General features: G+C 66.3%; 21 protein-coding genes. 17 read left to right on the top strand and 4 right to left on the bottom strand.

What is annotated here, in order from left to right:
- Window positions 1-162: 162 nt before the first annotated feature.
- Window positions 163-882, bottom strand: coding sequence for a 7-cyano-7-deazaguanine synthase QueC (gene queC, locus HLG70_RS23965; protein WP_171667530.1), 720 nt, complete (start codon window positions 880-882; stop codon window positions 163-165).
- 168 nt (window positions 883-1,050) lie between these two features.
- Here queC and ppc point away from each other — a divergent pair, with 168 nt between their 5' ends.
- The 5 genes from ppc (at window position 1,051) to HLG70_RS23940 (ending at window position 8,260) form a co-directional block, all read left to right on the top strand.
- Window positions 1,051-3,903 carry a phosphoenolpyruvate carboxylase gene (ppc, locus tag HLG70_RS23960; RefSeq protein WP_171667531.1) on the top strand — a complete coding sequence of 951 codons (2,853 nt, stop codon included), beginning with the start codon at window positions 1,051-1,053 and terminating at the stop codon, window positions 3,901-3,903.
- 120 nt (window positions 3,904-4,023) lie between these two features.
- Window positions 4,024-4,440: a hypothetical protein gene (locus HLG70_RS23955; protein ID WP_171667532.1), complete on the top strand. Its 417-nt coding sequence runs from the start codon at window positions 4,024-4,026 to the stop codon at window positions 4,438-4,440.
- Between the two features lie 582 nt (window positions 4,441-5,022).
- A complete protein-coding gene (locus HLG70_RS23950) occupies window positions 5,023-5,958 on the top strand; it encodes a 3-hydroxyacyl-CoA dehydrogenase family protein (protein ID WP_171667750.1) in 936 nt (311 codons plus the stop codon).
- Between the two features lie 186 nt (window positions 5,959-6,144).
- Window positions 6,145-7,485 carry a short-chain fatty acid transporter gene (locus tag HLG70_RS23945; protein WP_171667751.1) on the top strand — a complete coding sequence of 447 codons (1,341 nt, stop codon included), beginning with the start codon at window positions 6,145-6,147 and terminating at the stop codon, window positions 7,483-7,485.
- A gap of 46 nt (window positions 7,486-7,531) precedes the next feature.
- Window positions 7,532-8,260 carry an SDR family NAD(P)-dependent oxidoreductase gene (locus tag HLG70_RS23940; RefSeq protein ID WP_171667752.1) on the top strand — a complete coding sequence of 243 codons (729 nt, stop codon included), beginning with the start codon at window positions 7,532-7,534 and terminating at the stop codon, window positions 8,258-8,260.
- Between the two features lie 53 nt (window positions 8,261-8,313).
- On the opposite strand, the gene HLG70_RS23935 is transcribed toward HLG70_RS23940, so the two are convergent.
- Complete coding sequence (locus tag HLG70_RS23935) at window positions 8,314-9,096, bottom strand: IclR family transcriptional regulator (protein ID WP_171667753.1); 783 nt, start codon at window positions 9,094-9,096, stop codon at window positions 8,314-8,316.
- Window positions 9,097-9,290: 194 nt separating this feature from the next.
- Here HLG70_RS23935 and HLG70_RS23930 point away from each other — a divergent pair, with 194 nt between their 5' ends.
- From HLG70_RS23930 to HLG70_RS23905, 6 genes are read left to right on the top strand one after another with little or no spacing between them, the layout of a single operon-like run.
- Window positions 9,291-9,980, top strand: a complete 690-nt coding sequence (locus HLG70_RS23930) for a 3-oxoacid CoA-transferase subunit A (protein ID WP_171667754.1) — start codon at window positions 9,291-9,293, stop codon at window positions 9,978-9,980.
- Complete coding sequence (locus HLG70_RS23925) at window positions 9,977-10,621, top strand: 3-oxoacid CoA-transferase subunit B (protein WP_171667755.1); 645 nt, start codon at window positions 9,977-9,979, stop codon at window positions 10,619-10,621. The genes HLG70_RS23930 and HLG70_RS23925 overlap by 4 nt, the downstream gene beginning before the upstream one ends.
- A 57-nt stretch (window positions 10,622-10,678) precedes the next feature.
- The gene (catC, locus tag HLG70_RS23920) at window positions 10,679-10,954 is read left to right on the top strand and encodes a muconolactone Delta-isomerase (RefSeq protein WP_171667756.1); all 276 of its coding nucleotides are present in this window, start codon (window positions 10,679-10,681) and stop codon (window positions 10,952-10,954) included.
- Between the two features lie 12 nt (window positions 10,955-10,966).
- Window positions 10,967-11,263 carry a YciI family protein gene (locus HLG70_RS23915; protein WP_171667757.1) on the top strand — a complete coding sequence of 99 codons (297 nt, stop codon included), beginning with the start codon at window positions 10,967-10,969 and terminating at the stop codon, window positions 11,261-11,263.
- A 52-nt stretch (window positions 11,264-11,315) separates the two neighbouring features.
- Complete coding sequence (gene pcaD / locus HLG70_RS23910; protein WP_171667758.1) at window positions 11,316-12,095, top strand: 3-oxoadipate enol-lactonase; 780 nt, start codon at window positions 11,316-11,318, stop codon at window positions 12,093-12,095.
- Between the two features lie 5 nt (window positions 12,096-12,100).
- Entirely contained in the window at window positions 12,101-13,141 is a 1,041-nt protein-coding gene (locus HLG70_RS23905) for a cyclase family protein (RefSeq protein ID WP_171667759.1), read from the top strand.
- 53 nt (window positions 13,142-13,194) lie between these two features.
- On the opposite strand, the gene HLG70_RS23900 is transcribed toward HLG70_RS23905, so the two are convergent.
- Window positions 13,195-13,515 (bottom strand): PsiF family protein, encoded by a 321-nt coding sequence (locus HLG70_RS23900; protein WP_171667760.1) that lies wholly within the window; start codon window positions 13,513-13,515, stop codon window positions 13,195-13,197.
- Between the two features lie 205 nt (window positions 13,516-13,720).
- Between HLG70_RS23900 and HLG70_RS23895 the strand changes: the two genes are divergently transcribed.
- From HLG70_RS23895 to HLG70_RS23880, 4 genes are all read left to right on the top strand, one after another.
- Window positions 13,721-14,062, top strand: a complete 342-nt coding sequence (locus HLG70_RS23895) for an FxLYD domain-containing protein (protein ID WP_171667761.1) — start codon at window positions 13,721-13,723, stop codon at window positions 14,060-14,062.
- Window positions 14,063-14,245: 183 nt separating this feature from the next.
- Window positions 14,246-14,896 carry a carbonic anhydrase gene (locus HLG70_RS23890; RefSeq protein WP_171667762.1) on the top strand — a complete coding sequence of 217 codons (651 nt, stop codon included), beginning with the start codon at window positions 14,246-14,248 and terminating at the stop codon, window positions 14,894-14,896.
- A 526-nt stretch (window positions 14,897-15,422) separates the two neighbouring features.
- Window positions 15,423-16,022, top strand: a complete 600-nt coding sequence (locus HLG70_RS23885) for a glutathione S-transferase (protein WP_171667763.1) — start codon at window positions 15,423-15,425, stop codon at window positions 16,020-16,022.
- Window positions 16,023-16,179: 157 nt separating this feature from the next.
- Entirely contained in the window at window positions 16,180-16,761 is a 582-nt protein-coding gene (locus HLG70_RS23880) for a hypothetical protein (protein WP_171667764.1), read from the top strand.
- Between the two features lie 55 nt (window positions 16,762-16,816).
- Here the strand turns inward: HLG70_RS23880 and HLG70_RS23875 are convergent, their stop codons facing one another.
- Window positions 16,817-18,154: a DUF3100 domain-containing protein gene (locus HLG70_RS23875; RefSeq protein WP_171667765.1), complete on the bottom strand. Its 1,338-nt coding sequence runs from the start codon at window positions 18,152-18,154 to the stop codon at window positions 16,817-16,819.
- Between the two features lie 301 nt (window positions 18,155-18,455).
- Here HLG70_RS23875 and HLG70_RS23870 point away from each other — a divergent pair, with 301 nt between their 5' ends.
- Both HLG70_RS23870 and HLG70_RS23865 read left to right on the top strand, forming a co-directional pair.
- Window positions 18,456-19,391 carry a LysR family transcriptional regulator gene (locus HLG70_RS23870; protein WP_171667766.1) on the top strand — a complete coding sequence of 312 codons (936 nt, stop codon included), beginning with the start codon at window positions 18,456-18,458 and terminating at the stop codon, window positions 19,389-19,391.
- A gap of 75 nt (window positions 19,392-19,466) precedes the next feature.
- Window positions 19,467-19,658 carry a DUF2970 domain-containing protein gene (locus HLG70_RS23865; protein ID WP_171667767.1) on the top strand — a complete coding sequence of 64 codons (192 nt, stop codon included), beginning with the start codon at window positions 19,467-19,469 and terminating at the stop codon, window positions 19,656-19,658.
- The last annotated feature ends 208 nt before the right edge of the window (window positions 19,659-19,866 follow it).

Genomic DNA, 19,866 nt, shown 5'->3' with positions numbered 1-19,866 from the left:
TAAGCCCGAGGGAATCCGAAGGAGTCGCCGAAGGCGACGACGAGGATGACAAGGGGGAAGTCCGGAGCGAAGGCTCCGGACCGCAATCGCAGCCCCGCGCACCCCAGGCCGCCACCACGCCGTGCGCCTCAAGAACCCTCTCGGCAAAAAACCAAACCCCAATCACCCCTCAGCAGCAGAAGCCACCACCCACTTCTCCCACCCGATCTTCCTCAGCTTGCAAGCCGGACACTCCCCGCAGCCATACCCCCAATCATGCCGAGCCCCCCGCTCCCCCAGATAGCAGGTATGGCTTTCCTCGACTATCGTCTCCACCAGCGCATCCCCACCCAGCTGATGCGCCAAGGCCCAGGTCTCCGACTTGTCGATCCACATCAAAGGCGTCTCGATCGTCATCCTGGACCCCAACCCCAATCCCAGCGCCACCTGCTGCGCCTTGATCGTATCGTCGCGGCAATCCGGATACCCGGAAAAATCCGTCTCGCACATCCCCCCCACCAGCACATCCAGCTGGCGCCGATACCCCAGCGCCGCGGCCAGCGTCAGGAACAGCAGATTGCGCCCCGGCACGAAGGTATTCGGCAGCCCGTTGGCCTGCATCTCGATCGCCCGGTCGCTGGTCATGGCGGTATCGCCCACCTGCCCCAGCACCTTCAGGTCCAGCAGATGATCCTCGCCCAGGCGCGCCGTCCACTCGGGAAAATTCGCCCGGATCTCGCGCAGCACATTCAGCCGCGCCGAAAGCTCGATGTGATGGCGTTGACCGTAATCGAACGCCACCGTTTCCACATGGGCATAGCGGTCCAGCGCCCAGGCCAGGCAAGTGGTGGAATCCTGGCCGCCCGAAAACAGCACGAGCGCGCGACGTTGATGATTTTGCATAAAGGGGGCTTCTAGAAAGACGAAGGGACACCACGAACTTTAACGCAGCCCCAGCGCTTCCCCGTAAGGAACGCTGCGTAAAATCGACCGGATTCCATTTACGGTTCACCTGCAACGCCCACGTCTTTTCCCTCCCTTTCCTCCAGCAGCCCGACGGATCCCCGCCAGATGAATGCCACTCGCACGCAGTCAGACTCCGCAGAACCCTTGCGTCACGACATCCGGCTGTTAGGCCGCCTGCTGGGAGAGGTCATAGAGGAATGCGAAGGCAAGCGCGTCTTCGACACCATCGAGACCCTGCGCCGCACCGCCGTGAAATTCCGCCGCGAAGGCAACGACGCCGACAGCAAGCTGCTGGAACAGCGCGTCAAGCGCCTGCAAGGCAGCGACCCCAACTCCGTCGCGCGCGCCTTCAGCTACTTCCTGCACCTGGCCAACATCGCCGAAGACCGCGACCAGAACCGCCGCCAGCGCGCCCGCGCGCTGACCGACGACACCCCCGCGCGCGGCAGCCTGCGCGAAGCCATCCAGAACCTGGGCCGGCATGGCGTGGGCGTGGCCCGCGTCCGCCGCCTACTGGCCGACGCCTGCGTCATGCCCGTGCTGACCGCGCACCCGACCGAAGTGCAGCGCAAGAGCACCCTGGACGTCCACCGCGAAATCTCCATGGCCCTCGCGCAACGCGAAGCGCCGCTCACCCCCGAAGAGCTGGCCGAGCTGGACACCGCCCTGCTGGGACGCGTGGCCACGCTGTGGCAGACCCGCATGCTGCGCTACACCCGCCTGACGGTCTCCGACGAAATCGAGAACGCGCTCTCTTACTACCGCAGCACCTTCCTACAGGTCATCCCGCGCCTGTACGCCGACCTCTCCAAACTGCTCAACCGCGAATCCGCCAAGCCCTTCGCCGCTCCGCCCCCGCCGCTGGAACCCTTTCTGCGCATGGGCAGCTGGATCGGCGGCGACCGGGACGGCAACCCCAACGTCGACGCCGCCACGCTGGAACGCGCCCTGCTGCGCCAGGCCACCGTGCTGTTCGAGCACTACCTGCAAGAGGTCCACGCGCTGGGCGCGGAACTGTCCATCACCACCCTGCTGATCGCCGCCGACCCCCAGCTGCTGGCACTGGCCGACAGCAGCGGCGACGACTCCCCGCACCGCAGCGACGAACCCTACCGCCGCGCGCTGGTCGGCGTCTACGCCCGGCTGGCCGCCACCGCGCTGCGCCTGACGGGCCAGGACCTGGCCCGCCGCAGCACCGTCGCCGCGCCCGCCTACGACGCGCCGGAAGAACTGGCCGCCGACCTGGCCGTCATCGCCGCATCGCTGTCCGCCCACCACGGCGCGCCCGTCGGCAAGCTGCGGCTGGCCGGCTTGCAGCAGGCCGTCCAGGTCTTCGGCTTTCACCTGGCCACGGTCGACCTGCGCCAAAGCTCCGACGTCCACGAGAACGCCCTGGCGGAACTGTTCTCGCGCGCCGGCGCCACGCGCAACGGCAAGCCGCTGGACTACCTGGCGCTCAACGAAGAAGAACGCGTCGAACTGCTGCGCGCGGAAATGGCGCAGGCGCGCCCGCTAGCCTCGCCCTGGATCGCCTATAGCGAAGACACCACCCGCGAACTCGCCGTACTGCGCGCCGCCGCGGCCGGCCGCGCCCGCTACGGCAAGCAGGCCGTGCGCCAGACCATCGTGTCCCACACCGAAACGCTGAGCGACCTGCTCGAAGTCATGGTGCTGCAAAAAGAGGCCGGCCTGACCGCCCCCGCCGGCCAGGACATCCCCCCCGAAGACGGCCTGATGGTCGTGCCCCTCTTTGAAACCATCCCCGACTTGCAGCGTGGCGCCGACATCATGGCCGCCTGGCTGGACCTGCCGGAAATCCGCCAGCGCGTGAAGCAGGCCCAGAACGGCGCCCAAGAGGTCATGCTGGGATACTCCGACAGCAACAAGGACGGCGGCTTCCTGACGTCCAACTGGTCGCTCTACCAGGCCGAACGCGCGCTGGTCGACGTGTTCTCCAGCCGCAACGTCCGCCTGCGCCTCTTCCACGGCCGCGGCGGCTCCGTCGGACGCGGCGGCGGCTCCAGCTTCGACGCCATCCTGGCCCAGCCCCCCGGCACCGTCGCCGGCCAGATCCGCCTGACCGAACAGGGCGAAGTCATCCAGAGCAAATACAAGGACGCCGAAGTCGGCCGCTGGCACCTGGAACTGCTGGTCGCCGCCACCCTGGAATCCAGCCTGGCCCCGCGCGCCGAAGCCACCAGCGCCGAAGACGCGCACATGGCCCACCACGGCCCCGCCATGTCCTTCATGTCCGACACCGCGCAACGCACCTATCGCGGCCTGGTCTACGACACCCCCGGCTTCGCCGAATACTTCTTCGCCGCCACCCCCATCAGCGAAATCGCCGGCCTGAACATCGGCTCGCGCCCCGCATCCCGCAAGAAAGGCCAGCGCATCGAAGACCTGCGCGCCATCCCCTGGGGCTTCTCGTGGGCCCAGTGCCGCCTCATGCTGACCGGCTGGTACGGCATGGGCTCCGCCATCGAGGCCTACCTGGAAACCGGCGACGCCCCCGACGCCCCCCGCTCCCGCCGCGGCCGTCTGGCCCAGCTGCGCGAAATGGCCCGCGACTGGCCCGCTTTCCGCACCCTGCTCTCCAACATGGAAATGGTGCTGGCCAAGTCCGACCTCGCCATCGCCGCCCGCTACGCCCAGCTCGTCCCGCAGCGCGCCCTGCGCGAACGCATCTTCGGCTCCATCAGCGCCGAACACGGCCGCACGCTGGCCATGCTCAAGCTCCTGACCCAACGCGAACTGCTGGCCGACAACCCCACGCTGCAAGTCTCGCTGCGCGAACGCTTCGCCTACATCGACCCGCTGAACTACCTGCAAATCGACCTGATCCGCCGCCACCGCGCCGCCCACAAACACCCCAACCCCGAAGTCGACGCGCGCGTGCAACGCGCCATCCACCTGACCATCAACGGGATTGCGGCGGGGCTGCGCAATTCGGGGTGAGCGTCGAGCCGAAGCAGAGTGCCAGACACCGTCACAAGCATCGGCCTGGTGATGGGTTATGCCTCAATGATGCAAATCACGTGCCATGCATAATGCAAGTTCAGCCTCGGGAGATGGACTGTGCCGAACGAAAATGAAGGCGCTAAGGCAGCGCGCCGAACTATCAAGCGCTTTCAAGAACACATCAATTCTTCACGCCTGGTTCCACACCAGTGCTACCGGATGTCGAGCCCAACTTACCAGCTTGTCTGCTACGTCAATCAGGTAACAGGACTATATCTAAGCAAAAATTACGCAGTCATTCCGATCTTTCTTCAGCGGGCACACGGCCAACTCTCTACGATCCACTCGGAGAGAGTCAGTGACCCATATCGCAAACTCGTCCTCCAGTACTTGAGCCATGTGGCCCACTTCATTGCAGAGTTCAACTGCATGGACGAGGATGAAGAGCATGTGACCCGGCTGATTCCCCAGGCACTGCTCGACATGATCCCTGAGGCGCTTCCTGAAGACTTGATAGTTGCAGGCGAGTTCTGAACGCAGGACTTTTTTGAATGCAGCCGCTACCGGCCAGGGGCGGGCCCCGCAAGATCCTCCACCACCACTCCACCGGTGGCGAGAACCTCAAGAACCCCACCCGCCCCAGCGCCCGCAAAGCTGAAACCACCCGAGCCCGGCGTGGCGGGGGCCTGGGGTGCGCGGGGCGTCAGATAAGCCCGAGGGAATCTGAAGGAACCGCCGCAGGCGGTGACGAAGATGACGAAGGGGGAGTCCGGAGCGAAGGCTCCGGACCGCAATCGCAGCCCCGCGCACCCCAGGCCCCCGCCACGCCGGGCTCCTCAAGAACTCACCCTGCGCCAGCCTCCGCGACCGTCGCATCAAATCCGCCCCCCCGACCGTCCACCCCACGAACACCCCAAATCCCCCATTTGTCCACCCCCCGCGACTTTTAGTACTATCTTCTTCATAAATTCTATATACGCACAAATGTTCGTATATAGAACAAACGATTTTTCTGGCCACGCCGCACAGAAAGGCACCCTGGAAGAGACAGAGATCACCCTGGTTCCCCTGGTGCCCGCCTGCAAGGCAACAGCCGCAAGCACCAAGCGAGCCATCATGGACACTCCCCTCAAGAATCTCGCCATCATCGGCGCAGGCGCCATGGGCAGCGGCATCGCCGCGCTATTCGCCTCGAAAGGACTCAACGTCGTCCTGATCGACCCGATGGAAGGCGCCCTTGAGCGAGCCTTGAAGACCATCGACCGCCAGTTGAACGTCTACGCCCCCGGCAACGTCCAGGAAGCAATACAGCGCATCCGCCTGGAGCCCGGCCTCGAAGCCGCCGCCACCAGCGACCTGGTCATCGAAGCCGTCCCGGAAAACCTGGACCTCAAGCGCGGCATCTTCGCCAAACTCGACTCCCTGTGCCCCGCGCACACCCTCTTCGCCACCAACACCTCCGGCCTGTCCATCAACGCCATCGCCAGCGCTGTTTTGCGCCGCGACCGCTTCGTGGGCACCCACTTCTTCACCCCCGCCGACGTCATCCCCCTGGTCGAAGTCGTCCGCAACGACGACACCTCCGAAGACACGGTCGCCCAGGTCATGGCCACCTTGCGCTTTGCCGGCAAGCGGCCCGTCCTCGTGCGCCAGGACATCCCCGGCTTCATCGCCAACCGCATCCAGCATGCGCTTGCCCGCGAAGCCATCTCGCTCCTGGAAAAGGGCGTCGCCAGCGCCGAAGACATCGACGAAGTCGTCAAGTGGAGCCTGGGCATCCGCCTCGCCCTGTCCGGCCCGCTGGAACAGCGCGACATGAACGGCATCGACGTGCACTACGCGATCGCCAGCTACCTCTACAAAGACCTCGAAAACCGCACCGAACCGTCCGACCTGCTGAAAAGCAAAGTCGAAAGCGGCCAGATCGGCGCCAAGAGCGGCCAGGGCTTCTACACCTGGAGCCCCGAACGCCGCGAACGCGTACTGCGGGAAAAAAGCGCCGCGCTGGGCGAACTTGCCGCCTGGCTGAACGGCAAAGCCGGCGACTCCTGAGCCAGGACCCGTTCAAAAGACAGTATTTGCAAAAGATAAGGCGCGGTGGCCACGGCCAACCGCGCCATCGGGCCACGAGCCCAACCACACAAAGAAAACCAATCGTCCCACCCGCCCGCATCGTCACCCGATCGCCCGCGGCGCAAGACACCAGAGAACCAGCCTACGGAGTTTGTTGGAGGCACCATGAATAAATTAGCTTCATTCTTTACCGAGCTGATGCGCAAGTATCTGCCCGATCCCTTCGTCTTCGCGATCGCGCTCACCTTGCTCACCGTGCTGCTGGCCATGGGCATCGAAGGCCAGAGCATCGGCGACGTCACCCGCGCCTGGGGCAAGGGCTTCTGGGGCCTCCTGGCCTTCACCACCCAGATGGCCGTGATCCTGGCGATGGGCTACGTGCTGGCCACCGCGCCGCTCACCGACCGCCTGCTCAACCGCATCGTCAGCCACGTCCACAAGCCGCACACCGCCATCATCGTGGCGACGCTCGTCGGCGGCGTGGGCAGCTACCTGAACTGGGGCTTCGGCCTCGTCATCGGCGGCATCGTCGCCAAGAAGCTGGCCCTCAAGGTCAAGGGCGTGCACTACCCCCTGATCATCGCCGCGGCCTATAGCGGCTTCACCATGTACGGCCTGGGCCTGTCGGCCAGCATCCCCGTGCTGGTGGCCACCCCCGGCCACCCGACAGCCAAGCAGATGGGCACCATCCCGCTGTCGGAAACCATCTTCTCGATCCCCATGCTGCTCACCAGCCTGGTCATCATCGTCACGCTGCCGCTGCTCAACGCCTGGCTGCACCCGAAGAACGGCGAGAAGATCGTCGAAGTGGACCCGGCCATCGACCGCGACGCCAATGCGTCCAACGCCGGCGAAGACATGCTGGAAAAGGGCACCATCGCCTCCAAGCTGAACAACAGCCGCCTCCTGAGCCTGCTCATCGGCGCGCTGGGCGTGGCCTACGTCGTCTTCCACTTCGTGGACGGCGGTTCGCTGGACCTGAACCTGATCAACTTCATCATCCTGTTCCTCGGCATCATCCTGCTGGGCACGCCGGCCGCCTACGTGGCCAAGCTGACCGAAGGCATCAAGACGATCTCCGGGATCATCCTCCAGTACCCGTTCTACTCCGGCATCATGGCCATCATGGCCGCCTCCGGCCTGGTCACGACGATCTCGAAAGTGTTCGTCGACGTCGCCACGCCTGAAACCCTGCCGTTCTGGGGCCTGATCAGCTCGTTCGTCATCAACTTCTTCGCGCCGTCCGCCGGCGGCCACTGGGTCATCCAGGGTCCGTTCATGATCGACGCCGCCAAGGAAATCGGCAGCGCCCTGAACCAGACCACGATGGCCGTCATGCTGGGCAACGCCTGGAACGACCTGGTGCAGCCCTTCTGGATCCTGCCGGCGCTGGCCCTGTCCAAGCTGAAGCTGCGCGACGTGATGGGCTACACCGTCATCATGATGCTGTGGGTCGGCGTGATCCACATCACCGCGGTATTGGCTTGGGGCTACCTGACCCATTGAGGTCTATTGTTGTGGCAGTGCTTTCTAAAACCGAACGGAAACTGATATGAGCAAACCGACCGCATATCTCGTCACCGGCGGCAGCGCCGGGATCGGCGCCGCCATCATCCGCATGCTGCTGGATGCGGGCCATCAAGTGGTCAACATCGACTACAAGCTGCCCGAGAATCCGCCGGCGGGACTGGTCTCGTATCAGGCCGATCTGACCGACGAAGCACGCACCAAGGAAGTCGCCCGCGAAGTGACCGGCGCCTACAACATCGTGGGCCTCGTGAACAACGCGGGCGCCACCCGCCCGGGCACGGCCGACACGGCCACGCTGGCGGACCTGGACTACGTGGTGAACCTGCATCTGCGCACCGCGCTGATCCTGGTGCAGGCGGCGCTGCCGGCCATGCGCGAAGCGGGCTTCGGCCGCATCGTCAACATGTCGTCGCGCGCCGCGCTGGGCAAGCCGGACCGTGTGGTCTATTCGGCCACCAAGGCCGGCCTGGTGGGCCTGACCCGCACCCTGGCCATGGAGCTGGGCGGCGACGGCATCACCGTCAACGCCATCGGCCCCGGCCCGATCGCCACCGACCTCTTCACCAAGAGCAATCCGGCGGGCGCTCCGCAGACCGAACGCATCATCAACAGCATTGTCGTCAAGCGCCTGGGCACGCCCGAGGACGTGGCGCGCGCCGCCATGTTCTTCCTGTCGCCCGACAACGGCTTCGTCACCGGCCAGATGCTGTATGTCTGCGGCGGCACGACGCTGGGCGTCGCCCCCATCTGAGCACGGCCGCCATGCACGCCCAGCCCGACCTCGCGCTCTGCCGCAGGCTCCGCCTAGCGGCGCAGCAGCGCGTGGTTGATCTGGTCGGCGGCGTGGCGCAAGGGCGGCAGGAATGCCGCCAGCATGGCCTCGCGCGAAAAGCGGTTGGCATGCCCGCTGACGTTCATCGCGGCGATCACCCGGCCGCTGCGGTCGATGATGGGCACGGCCACGGATTGCAGGCCCGGCTCCAGCTCCTGCGCCACGCAGGCGTAGCCGTCGGCGCGCACGCCAGCCAGCACGCGCTTGATCTCGGCGATGTCGGTGACGGTATCCGCGGTGTAGGCCTGGATCTGGCTCATCGCCAGCACCCGGTCCAGCTCCGCTTCCGGCAGGCCAGCCAGCAGCACGCGGCCCATCGACGTAACCCAGGCCGGCAGGCGGCTGCCCACCGCCAGGTTGATCGTCATCACCTTGTGGGTGGACAGACGCAGGATGTAGACGATGTCCGCGCCCTCCAGCACCGACACGGAGCACGACTCGCGCGTCTGCTCGGCCACTTCTTCCATATAGGGCAGCGCCAGGTTCCACAGCGGCGTGCCCGACAGGTAGGCGTAGCCCAGCTCCAGGATGCGCGGAGTCAGGGCGAACTTGCGGTCCAGCACCGTGACGTAGCCCAGGTGTTCCAGCGTCAGCAGGATGCGGCGCGCGCCGGCGCGGGTCAGCCCCGTCACCGCGGCGACCTCGGACAGCGTCATCTGCGAACGGTCGGGGCCGAAGGCCCGGATCACGGACAGGCCGCGGGCAAAGGATTGCACGTAGCTGTCGCTGGGTTGCTGGGGGTCGTGCTCGGCCATCCGTCTGTGCCCAAGAGTAAAAAGCTCGCCGCTGGCGAGCCGTCCGTTGCCCCTTTCGGGCAACGCCGAACGATGGAGATTGCAGCGCGCGGGCATGCCTTGACGCCCTGCGGTCCCCATGAAACGATGTTCTTCAGAAGAACGAAAGTTCTAATGAAGAACAAATTATGACACGCCACCTATGAGCGAACATCATGATCTCTAAGCTTGTTGCAAGCGCGGCGGCCGCCCTGGCGGACGTACCCGACGGCGCCACCGTCATGATCGGCGGCTTCGGCACCGCCGGCCAGCCCATGGAACTGATCGACGCCCTGCTGGAGCAGGGCGCCAAGGACCTGGTCATCATCAACAACAACGCCGGTAACGGCACCACCGGCCTGGCCGCCCTGCTGGGCGCCAACCGCGTCCGCAAGATCATCTGCTCGTTCCCACGCCAGGCGGACTCGCAGATCTTCGACGGCCTGTACCGCAGCGGCAAGCTGGAGCTGGAACTGGTGCCCCAGGGCAACCTGGCCGAGCGCATCCGCGCCGCCGGCGCCGGCATCGGCGCCTTCTTCACGCCCACCGGCTACGGCACGCCGCTGGCCGACGGCAAGGAAACCCGCGAAATCAACGGCCGCCAGTACGTGCTGGAATATCCGCTGCACGCCGACTACGCGCTCATCAAGGCCGAGCGCGGCGACCGCTGGGGCAACCTGGTCTACCGCAAGACCGCCCGCAACTTCGGTCCCATCATGGCCAGCGCCGCGCGCGTCGCCGTGGCGCAGGTACGCGAAGTGGTGGAACTGGGCGAGCTCGATCCCGAAACCGTCGTCACCCCCGGCATCTTCGTCAAGCGCGTCGTGCAGATCGAAGCCACCCCGGCCGCCAAGGAGCAGCAATGAGCACCAAACTGACCCGCGACCAGATCGCCGCCCGCGTCGCGCAGGACATTCCTGAAGGCGCCTACGTCAACCTGGGCATCGGCCTGCCCACCCTCGTCGCCAACCACCTGCCCGCCGACCGCGAGGTCATCCTGCACACCGAAAACGGCATGCTGGGCATGGGCCCGGCTCCGGCCAAGGGCCAGGAAGACTACGACCTGATCAACGCCGGCAAGCAGCCCGTCACCGAACAGCCCGGCTGCTCGTTCTTCCATCACGCCGACTCGTTCGCCATGATGCGCGGCGGCCACCTCGACATCTGCGTGCTGGGCGCCTTCCAGGTCTCGCAGCAAGGCGACCTGGCCAACTGGCACACCGGCGCGCCCGACGCGATCCCCGCCGTGGGCGGCGCGATGGACCTGGCCATCGGCGCGAAGGACGTGTTCGTGATGATGGAACTGCAGACCCGTGAGGGCCAGAGCAAGCTGGTCGAGGCCTGCACCTACCCCTTGACCGGCGTGCGCTGCGTGTCGCGCGTGTACACGGACGTCGCGGTGTTCGACATCCGCGCCGACGGCGTGACGGTCACCGACATGTTCGGCGACACCACCGCCGACGAACTGCTGCGCCTTACCGGCCTGCCGCTGAAGTTTTCCCGCTGATTTTTTTGCCGATACGCCCCCCGGCCCGTGCCGGGGCGGCATCATGGAGAGTCCATCATGTTGTTCATGGTTCAAATGCAAGTCAATCTGCCCGTCGACATGCCCGCCGACCGCGCCGACAAGCTGAAGGCCGACGAAAAGGCCCTGGCGCAGCAACTGCAGCGCGACGGCAAATGGAAGAGCCTGTGGCGCGTCGTCGGCCGCTACGCCAACGTCAGCATCTTCGACGTGGAAAGCAACGACGAACTGCACACGCTGCTGTCGTCCCTGCCGCTGTTCCCCTACATGGATATCGAAGTCACCGCGCTGGCGCGCCACCCCTCGGCGATCTGACAGGAGCATCGCATGCCCTACATCATCGAAACCTTCGACAAGCCCGACCACCAGGAAGTGCGCCAGCAGCATCGCGCCGCTCACCTGCAATACCTGGACGCCAACAAGCAGCTGCTGCTGGCCTGCGGCGCCAAGCTGCAGGACGACGGCAAGGACGCCGGCGGCGGCCTGTACATCGTTGATCTGGACACGCGCGAAGCCGCGCAGCAGTTCATCGACGCCGACCCGTTCTCGCTGGCCAATCTGTTTGACCGCGTGACCATCACGCGCTGGCGCAAGGCCTATCTCGACGGCGCCTGCCACCTGTAATACCGACGCGGCCGCCGTTTGCGCGGCCGCTGCCACATCCGAGGAATCCCGCATGTCTTACGCCGATCTCAGCCAGGCACGGCTGTTCTACGTCATCGATGGCCCCGCCGACGCGCCGGTGCTCGTGCTCTCCAATTCACTGGGCACCTGCTCCGACATGTGGGCCCGCCAGATCCCTGAACTGACCAAGCACTTCCGCGTCCTGCGCTACGACACCCGCGGCCACGGCAAGTCCTCCATCCCCGAAGGCGAGTACAGCTTCGAGCAGCTCGGCAACGACGTGGCGGAACTGCTGGCGCACCTGGATATCAAGCGTGCGCACTTCTGCGGCCTGTCGATGGGCGGCCCGACCGGCCTGTGGCTGGCGCTGGCCCGTCCCGAACTGATCGGCAAGCTGGTCCTGTGCAACACCGCCGCGCGCATCGGCTCGGCCGAAGGCTGGAGCACCCGCATCGCCGCCGTGGCGGACCAGACCCTGGAAAAGATGGCGCCCACGCTGGTCGAGCGCTGGCTGACCGACGGCTACCGCGCCGCCGAGCCGGGCCTGACCCAAGTACTGATCGACATGCTGCGCCGCACCCCCGACGCCGGCTATTCGGGCAACTGCGCCGCGCTGCGCGACGCCGACTTCCGCGAACAGGTGTCGTCCATCCAGGCCCCCACGCTGGTCATTGGCGGCACGCACGACCTGGCCGCCACGCCCGCGCAAGGCCGCGAACTGGCCGCCGCGATTCCCGGCGCGCGCTATGTCGAACTGAACACCTCCCACATCTCGAACTGGGAGCAACCGGAAGCCTTCACCCGCGCGGTCGTCGACTTCCTGACGGAGTAACCCGCATGCAACGCTGGAAGCACCGGCCCGAAGGCTCCAACTGGGGCGACTTCGGGCCCGACGACCAACTCGGCCGCCTGAATCTCATCACCGAAGAACAGGTCCTGAAGGGCGCGCGCGAGATCCGCGCCGGCAAGACTTTCTGCCTGTCGCTGCCGCTGGACCTGCCCGGCGGCAACGTGCTCAATCCGCGCCGCCATCCGCCGCAGCTGAGCCCCACGAAGCTCAAGGACACGCCGTACCTGAACTTTCCGCTCAGGAACGTCAACCCGGATGCGGTGGACGTGCTGAGCGACGACCAGGTGCTGCTGTCCATGCAGTACTCCACCCAGTGGGACGCGCTGGCGCACGTGGGCGCCCTGTTCGACGCCGACGGCGACGGCAAACCCGAGCTGCGCTACTACAACGGCTTTCAGGCCGGCGTCGACGTGGTCGGCCCCGCCGACGGCGACCACACCGGCTGCGGCTGCAACAGCGGCGGCCCCTCGGCCGCGCTGAAGCTGGGCGTGGAAAACCTGGCCCAGAAAGGCATGCAGGGCCGCGGCGTGCTGCTGGACCTGTTCCGCCACTACGGCGCCGGCCGCACCCTGATCGGCCACGCGGAGCTGATGCACGTGCTGGAAACCGACAAGATCACGGTCGAACGCGGCGACATGCTGGTGCTGCGCACCGGCTACGCCGAAGCCGTCGTCGCCATGAACGGCACGCCCGATCCCGAGGTGCTCCACACCTACGGCGCCGCGCTGGACGGCACCGATGCGGCCTTGCTGCAATGGATCACGGACAGCGGCATCGCCGCCATCTGCGCCGACAACTACGCGGTGGAAGCCTATCCCGCCCGCGAAAAGACCGGCCCGCGCGCCATGCTGCCGCTGCACCATCACTGCCTGTTCAAGCTGGGCCTGCCGCTGGCCGAGCTCTGGTACCTGAAGGACCTGGCCGACTTCCTGCACGCCAACGGCCGCCACCACTTCATGCTGACCGCGCCGCCGCTGAGGCTGCCGCATGCCATCGGTTCGCCGGTCACGCCCATCGCGACGGTGTAAACGGCAAAAAAAAGCGCCAGACAGACGTCTGGCGCTTTTTCACGCAAGGGTGCTCAGCCTTTCAGGCAGGTGCTCATGAACGTCTTGCGCGTGTCGCCAGTCAGCTTCTGTTCAGCTGCCTTGGCATTGCAGTCCTTCATCTTCTGCTGCTGCGGGGTCAATTGCTTGGCGGGCTCTTCGCCCTTCAGGCAACTGCTCATGTAGGTCTTGCGCTCGTCGCCCTTCTTGCCTTCCGCGGACTTGTTGCAGTCCGCCATGCGCTGCTGCTGCGGCGTTGGCGTCTTGGCGGGAGCGGCGGGGGTCTGGGCGTAGGCCCCGGCAAAACATGCGGACAACAGGATGGCCGAGGCCAACTGGCTAGTACGGGAAAGCATGAGTTCCTCCCTTGAGCGCCCGCCGGCGCGGTTGCACGCGCGTAAGCAGGCTGCACGATCCGCCGGCCAAGGCGCCGGCCCGGTCATCATCGAACAAACCGTTCGGCTTCGCAATAACCGGCGCAACCTGTTACCCATTCATCCATCTGACCCGTTGTGCCCGGGCCCGGAAAGGAGTGAGATAGCCTGACCGCTGGAGACCGCCATGAAAAAACCTGCCCTTGCCTTGCTCGTCCTGCTTGCCGGCCTGTCCGGCGGCGCCGGCGCGCAAAGCCTGGCCTACGGCATCACGTTGGGCAACGTCCAGGCCGTGCGCGACACCAACCAGAACCTGTCCACCATCACCGGCTACCTGGCCAACCAGTCCGCGCGCCACGTCAACAGCGTCCTGCTGACCTACGTGCTGTACGACGCGCAAGACCGCGAGATCGGCCGGGTGCGCGAAGATGTCATCGGCCCCCTGGCGCCAGGCCAGATCAAGGTCGTCAAGGCGGTGACGCCGCTGCAATTCACGCGCGTCACCGCGCTGGACGTGGCCGCCCGATAGGGCTGCGGATTTATTCCAGGGCAAAAAAACCCTTTCTTCGTCAGGGTTTAGACAGGGGGCTGTAGGCCCAGTTATGGGAAAATCCAGCTTGCCGGCTCGATCAAAGGGGCTTCCACACGAAGCCCCTTCTTGCGTATGCCGGCGCGCCAGCAAGCCTGGCCACGTTACTAGGAAGTGAAGATCATGTTTCCCAAAAGACTCACCGAAGGCTACCAATCATTCCTGGACGGCCGTTTCCACGCGGAAAGCAGCCGCTACCAGAAGCTGGCCGAATCTGGGCAAAGCCCGGAAATCCTGATCATCGGCTGTTGCGACTCGCGCGTGTCGCCCGAAGTCATCTTCGACGCCGGCCCCGGCGAAATGTTCGTGGTGCGCAACGTCGCTAACCTCGTGCCGCCCTGCGAGCCCGATTCGGAATCGTCGTACCACGGCACCAGCGCCGCCATCGAATTCGCGGTCAACGGCCTGAACGTCAAGCATATCGTCGTGCTGGGTCACGCCTCCTGCGGCGGCATCCGCTCCTTCTTCGACGATGCGAAGCCGCTCACCAAGGGCGACTTCATCGGCAAATGGATGTCGCAGATCGAACCCGTGGCCGCGCGCCTGGGCCCCGGCACCGGCGACCGCCAGGCCAACCTGAAGCGCCTTGAGCTGGCAACGGTTGAGCACAGCCTGAACAACCTGATGACCTTCCCGTCCATCCGCCGCCGCGTCGAAAAAGGCGAACTGGAACTGCACGGCACCTACTTCGGCGTCGCCACCGGCGTGCTGTTCCTGCGCGACCCCGACACCGGCGAATTCAATCCCTGCCTGGAAACCGGCATCAAGGAATAAGCGGCCACGCGCCGCCCGCAAAGGGTCCGGCGCCCACCGCCAGCACACATGGCGCACTCACCGCCATGGCGCCGCCAGCCTGAGACTGCGCGCACCGCGCGCAGCCACAGCGCCCCGACGCAAGACACCCCAACGCCAAAGAAGGCCGCCCGCGCGGCCGCCTTTGGCGACCCCGCCCCCTCCTCCCTTCCCCTCAGCTGTCCACCAGAACGCCAAGCACGCCGCCCGCCCCAGCGGCCGCCAAGCCTGACGTCAACACGAGCGTGGGGCGCAGGCGACGCGGCGGACGCGGGGGGTCGATAAGCCCAAGGGAATCCGAAGGGAGCCGCAGGCGGACGAGGATGACGCAGGGGGGGGCCGCCTAGGCAAGTCCGGAGCGAAGGCTCCGGACCGCAATCGTTGACCCGCGTCCGCCGCGTCGCCTGCGCCCCACGCGGCTAAAGAACCAGCAGCCCCCCCGCCAGTACGACTGGACAGCCCCCTCCCCCTGCGCAACACTGTCGCCTCTCCACCGACAAGGATTCCCATGAAAATCTTCTACTCCCCCGCCTCCCCCTTCGTACGCAAATGCATGGTCATCGCGCATGAACTCGGCCTTGCCGATCGCATCGAAAAGCTGCCCAGCGCCGCCGGCCCCGTCGCGCGCGACCAGACCATCATCCCCGCCAATCCCCTGGGCCAGGTCCCGACCTTCATTACCGACGACGGCCAGGCCTTGTTCGACAGCCCCGTGGTCTGCGAATACCTGAACGACCTGGGCGGCGGCTCGCTGTTCCCCACCGGCAAGACCCGCTGGCAGGTGCTGACCGAACAATCGATGGCCGACGGCATGCTGGGCGCGGCGCTGCTGGCCCGCTACGAGACCGTGCTGCGCCCCGAAACGCTGCGCTGGGACAGCTGGATAGAAGGCCAGTTGGGCAAGGTCCGCGACGGCCTGGCGCTCATCGAAAAGAACGCCGCCTCGCTGGAAGGCCGCCTGGACATCGGCACCATCACCATCGGCTGCGCGCTGGGCTACCTGGATTTCCGCTTCCCCGACCTGGACTGGCGCGCCTCCCACCCGGCCACCGCCGCCTGGTACGAAACCTTCAGCCAGCGCCCGTCCATGCAGGCCACCAAGCCCTGAACGACCAGGAGACGCGGCACGAAGCCACAAGGCAAAGCCCTCTCGGGGGGCAGCAAGCACGCATAGCGTGCGCAGCTTTGAAGCTCTTCCTGTTACAGTGAACCTGTAACTCGCTGGACGGACCAACCTACAGGCCAACCACGACAGGGAGCCCCGCATGAGCGTCGCTGCGATCTCCGCCATACCCCGCGTTGCCGCGCCCTACCCGGCGCGCATCCCCATGCTGGACGACACCCGGCCCACCTGGGAAACCGAAAGGGCCGCGCAGAGCTACGCCGCGCGCCAGGCTCAGCGCGCTGCGCAGGCCCAAGCCGCCTGGGAAGCCCAGCGCATCGCCCGCGCCCAGGCCGCCAAGGCCGCCTCGGCTGGCCCCGAAACATCCCCCAGCCACCACCGCAACGCCTCCCCGCGCACGCCCCTTGCCCTTGCCACGTCCGCCGACATCGACGGACTGCGCAACCTGTACGCCGAATCCAGGATGCGGCGCGCGGTCGAAGATTTCGCCGCCCAGCCCGACCCGCTGGCGCAGCGCGCCGGCAACGCCAACGACCTGGGCACCATCGAAGGCCTGGCCCCGCTGCAGCCCTACCGCGTCGCGATGGGCAATCCGCAGGTCCAGGAATTGCAGACCGCCGTCGCCATGAAGGCCGCCGGCATCGGCATTCCCAAGGTGGCCAACATCGGCGCCACCGAAAACGTCACCGACAACGCGCGCTACCGGCCCGGCAACTCGCCCTGAACGCGCAAAAAAAAGCCGCCTGAACCAGGCGGCTTTTTCGTCGGGCACAGCCGTATCAGTGGAAGAATTCCGCGATCATCGTGGCGCCCAGGAAGGTGCCGGCGTTGGCGGCCAGCGACACCACCACGATCTTCCAGCCCAGCTTGCGGAAGGCAGGCAGGTCCTTCAGGATCGACAGGCCGGCCATGGCCAGGATCACCGTCGTGAATGGCAGGAAGTTCACCTTGCCGACCAGCGCGATGATCTGGTCCGAATACGGCAGCACGCCGGGGCAGCCCGCCGTCATGGCGATCAGCGACAACACGAACACCGCCGGCAGCTTGGGCACCACGCGCAGGATCAGGTCGGTGATCACGACCAGCAGAATGATGATGCCCATGCCCGGCAGCGCATCCGCGAACGGCACGTTGTAGCCCAGGCGGTTGCCCACCAGCGCAAACAGGCCGCAGATGACGTAGGCCGTCAGGCGGTCGCCAAAGCCCATCTTGGCGCTGTGCGCGGGCACGTCTTCCGACACGCTGCCGTCAACAACGGCGTCGTCCGCCTTGCTGCGCGAGAAACGGCCCAACACGGGCTCCAGCTTGCCGTACAGGAAGATGGTCGTGGGCAACGAGATGAACAGCGTGAAGTACACGCCCACCACGGTCGTCAGCAGGTTGGCGGCGGCCGCCAGGGCGGCGACCTGATGCGCCATTTCGGGCGTCTGCTGGGACGCGATCGCGCCCACGCCGGCAGCCATCATGCTGCCCGAGCCCACGCCGGCGCCCATGGCGAGCGAACGCGGATCGAAGATGTTCAGGCTGGTGATGAAGCCGGCCATCAGCGCCACGAACAGCGCGCCGATCACGGTGCCCGTGATGTACTCGGCCATCACGCCGCGGCCTTCCGGCGAATTCATGCCGTAGCGCTCGCCGATGATCGCCAGGCTGGGCTCGCGACCCACCGAGAACGTGGCGCCGATGGCTTCGCGCTTGATGCCCAGCAGCAGCGCCAACGGCAGGCCGATGGCCATGGTGCCGAAGAAGTGGCCGAACTCCTGGAACACGAGCGCCCAGCCGGCTTCGCGCACCTGCGGCAAGGCGCCGCCCACCATCAGGCCCAGCTTGGCCAGGAACGGCAGCAGCGCGTATTGCAGGTAGCCGCTGATGCGGGTCTGCATGGCGCGGTCGATGCCCGTGCCCACGGGCAGGCGCTGGCCGAAGGCGGCCACGATGGCGCCGATGAAGATGGCCCACAGCATAGGCTGCAGAATGATCTTGCCCGGGCCCACCGCAAAGGTGACGCTGCCGATCGCTTCGGAAATGACCACCACCAGCAAGATGGCGGCAAGCATGCGAATGCGGCCGGATAGCGGCATGGAGGGCGCGGCCAGACTGGCGCTGGCGTGAGACATCGGATTCCCCTGATGAACGTGAATAGTATTCGTGGCGGCTTGCCGCAAGCCGGCCCGGCGGGCGCGCTCCAGTCCAAGGCAAATCGGATCGGCGGCGCAACGCGGCGACGGCGCGGCAGCATCGGCGATTTTCACCCGGGGGTCCGGCGGGCAACCATGACACCGCCAGGGCATTAGCGTTGCGTAAAATGCAACACACGGCCTTTTCCTGGGAAAATTTTGCACGATATCGGTATTTTAGGGGTAAACCCTAGGGCCGTACTGTGGATCTCCCGCCGCAATCTCGTCACGGAGTCCTGTCATGGACGAAAAACTCGACGCCCGCCGCACCCACTACTTCATGCAGGTCATGAGCCGCGGTTCGGTGCGCGGCGCCGCCGAAGTGCTGGACATGGACCCTTCCGCCGTCAGCCGGGCCATCGCCGCGCTGGAGCGCGACTGCGGCATGGCGCTGTTCGAGCGGCGGGGACGGGGCGTGGTGCCCACCGATGCCGGCCATATCCTGGCCCGCTACGTGAAGCGCCAGCAGAACATCCAGGAGAGCTTCTTCTCGGAAATCGACAGCCTGCGCAACGCCGAGCGCGGCCATATCGACCTGGTGCTGGGCGAAGGCTTCGTCGAACTCATGTTCGACCGCGTGCTGCCCGGCTATTGGCGCAGCCACCCGGAGGTGACGCTGGACATCGAGGTCGCCCGCACTTCCGAGATCGTGCAGCGCATCGTGGACGACCGCGCCTATATAGGGTTGGTGTTCCAGCCGCCCACCGACGCCCGCCTGCGCACGCATTACTCGCGGCCCGAGCCCATCCGCGCCATCGTCCGCCAGGACCATCCGCTGACTCGGCTGCACCGCCCGCTGCTGCTGACCGACCTGGCCGACTACCCCGGCGCGTCCATGCAAGAGGGCTTTGGCGTGCGCCAGCATATCCAGGCCGCCGAGATCAGCGAACAGGTGCGGCTGCGCAACGTGCTGACCACCTCGTCCTTCAAGGCGCTGTGGCAGTTCGCCGCGGCCGGCATCGGCTATGCGCTCACGCCCCCCATCGCCGTCACGGCCGACATGCGCGCCCAGCGGCTGGCCAGCCTGCCGCTGGCCAATCCCATCCTGAACCAGGGCAGCCTGCATGTGCTCAGCCGCGCCGGCCGCCACATATCCCCCGCCGCGCGCGAACTGCTAGAGCACATCGTGCGCGGCATCGGTGCCCCGGCCGGGCCGCCAACTGATATGGTCGGCTGACGCGGATCTGCATCTGTTTACCCGCGGCCGCAGCGTCTACAGTGGTCCTGTCCACCCATCCGCCAGGAGGCGCATATGCTTAGTTTCCTGCGCACGGTCCGCTCCGTGCTCTGGGGCTTTTTCGGCGTCAGGCGCGGCCGCGGCTACGACGCCGACATCGCCCACAACAAGCCCGGTCCGCTCATCGCCACCGGCCTGCTGATGGCCGCCTGCCTGGTGATCATCCTGGTCGTCGTGGCCCGCTGGGCCGTCAAGGCGGCGCTGTAGGACGGCCAATGGAAAGACGGCGTTTGCAGGGCTATGCAAGAATGCCCGCGCCAAGGCGGGGCAGCCGCCCCCCGGTGGCAGGAAGCACGCGTAGCGCGCGCAGCGTGGGAGCCTTATGACCTTATTACCAGAATGACTTAGACGCTGGCGGCGGCTGCCTGTTACGGTTATGAATCCCCCTTTGCCTGCGCGCTGCGCAGGGCGCGTC

Origin of the sequence: Achromobacter deleyi (assembly GCF_013116765.2) — a bacterium.
Classification (GTDB): Bacteria; Pseudomonadota; Gammaproteobacteria; order Burkholderiales; family Burkholderiaceae_B; genus Achromobacter; species Achromobacter deleyi_A.
Note: the sequence above shows the minus strand (reverse complement) of the source record. Positions and strands in the feature narration are given on the sequence as shown.

Excerpts from the sequence above, each read along its gene's own strand:
- HLG70_RS23915 (WP_171667757.1), top strand. The coding sequence starts at position 10,967 with ATGCCCTACATCATCGAAACCTTCGACAAGCCCGACCACCAGGAAGTG.
- HLG70_RS23940 (WP_171667752.1), top strand. The coding sequence starts at position 7,532 with ATGAGCAAACCGACCGCATATCTCGTCACCGGCGGCAGCGCCGGGATC.
- HLG70_RS23875 (WP_171667765.1), bottom strand. The coding sequence starts at position 18,154 with ATGTCTCACGCCAGCGCCAGTCTGGCCGCGCCCTCCATGCCGCTATCC.
- HLG70_RS23895 (WP_171667761.1), top strand. The coding sequence starts at position 13,721 with ATGAAAAAACCTGCCCTTGCCTTGCTCGTCCTGCTTGCCGGCCTGTCC.
- HLG70_RS23870 (WP_171667766.1), top strand. The coding sequence starts at position 18,456 with ATGGACGAAAAACTCGACGCCCGCCGCACCCACTACTTCATGCAGGTC.
- HLG70_RS23890 (WP_171667762.1), top strand. The coding sequence starts at position 14,246 with ATGTTTCCCAAAAGACTCACCGAAGGCTACCAATCATTCCTGGACGGC.
- HLG70_RS23950 (WP_171667750.1), top strand. The coding sequence starts at position 5,023 with ATGGACACTCCCCTCAAGAATCTCGCCATCATCGGCGCAGGCGCCATG.
- HLG70_RS23865 (WP_171667767.1), top strand. The coding sequence starts at position 19,467 with ATGCTTAGTTTCCTGCGCACGGTCCGCTCCGTGCTCTGGGGCTTTTTC.
- HLG70_RS23880 (WP_171667764.1), top strand. The coding sequence starts at position 16,180 with ATGAGCGTCGCTGCGATCTCCGCCATACCCCGCGTTGCCGCGCCCTAC.
- ppc (WP_171667531.1), top strand. The coding sequence starts at position 1,051 with ATGAATGCCACTCGCACGCAGTCAGACTCCGCAGAACCCTTGCGTCAC.
- HLG70_RS23935 (WP_171667753.1), bottom strand. The coding sequence starts at position 9,096 with ATGGCCGAGCACGACCCCCAGCAACCCAGCGACAGCTACGTGCAATCC.
- queC (WP_171667530.1), bottom strand. The coding sequence starts at position 882 with ATGCAAAATCATCAACGTCGCGCGCTCGTGCTGTTTTCGGGCGGCCAG.
- HLG70_RS23905 (WP_171667759.1), top strand. The coding sequence starts at position 12,101 with ATGCAACGCTGGAAGCACCGGCCCGAAGGCTCCAACTGGGGCGACTTC.
- HLG70_RS23930 (WP_171667754.1), top strand. The coding sequence starts at position 9,291 with ATGATCTCTAAGCTTGTTGCAAGCGCGGCGGCCGCCCTGGCGGACGTA.
- pcaD (WP_171667758.1), top strand. The coding sequence starts at position 11,316 with ATGTCTTACGCCGATCTCAGCCAGGCACGGCTGTTCTACGTCATCGAT.
- catC (WP_171667756.1), top strand. The coding sequence starts at position 10,679 with ATGTTGTTCATGGTTCAAATGCAAGTCAATCTGCCCGTCGACATGCCC.
- HLG70_RS23900 (WP_171667760.1), bottom strand. The coding sequence starts at position 13,515 with ATGCTTTCCCGTACTAGCCAGTTGGCCTCGGCCATCCTGTTGTCCGCA.
- HLG70_RS23945 (WP_171667751.1), top strand. The coding sequence starts at position 6,145 with ATGAATAAATTAGCTTCATTCTTTACCGAGCTGATGCGCAAGTATCTG.
- HLG70_RS23885 (WP_171667763.1), top strand. The coding sequence starts at position 15,423 with ATGAAAATCTTCTACTCCCCCGCCTCCCCCTTCGTACGCAAATGCATG.
- HLG70_RS23925 (WP_171667755.1), top strand. The coding sequence starts at position 9,977 with ATGAGCACCAAACTGACCCGCGACCAGATCGCCGCCCGCGTCGCGCAG.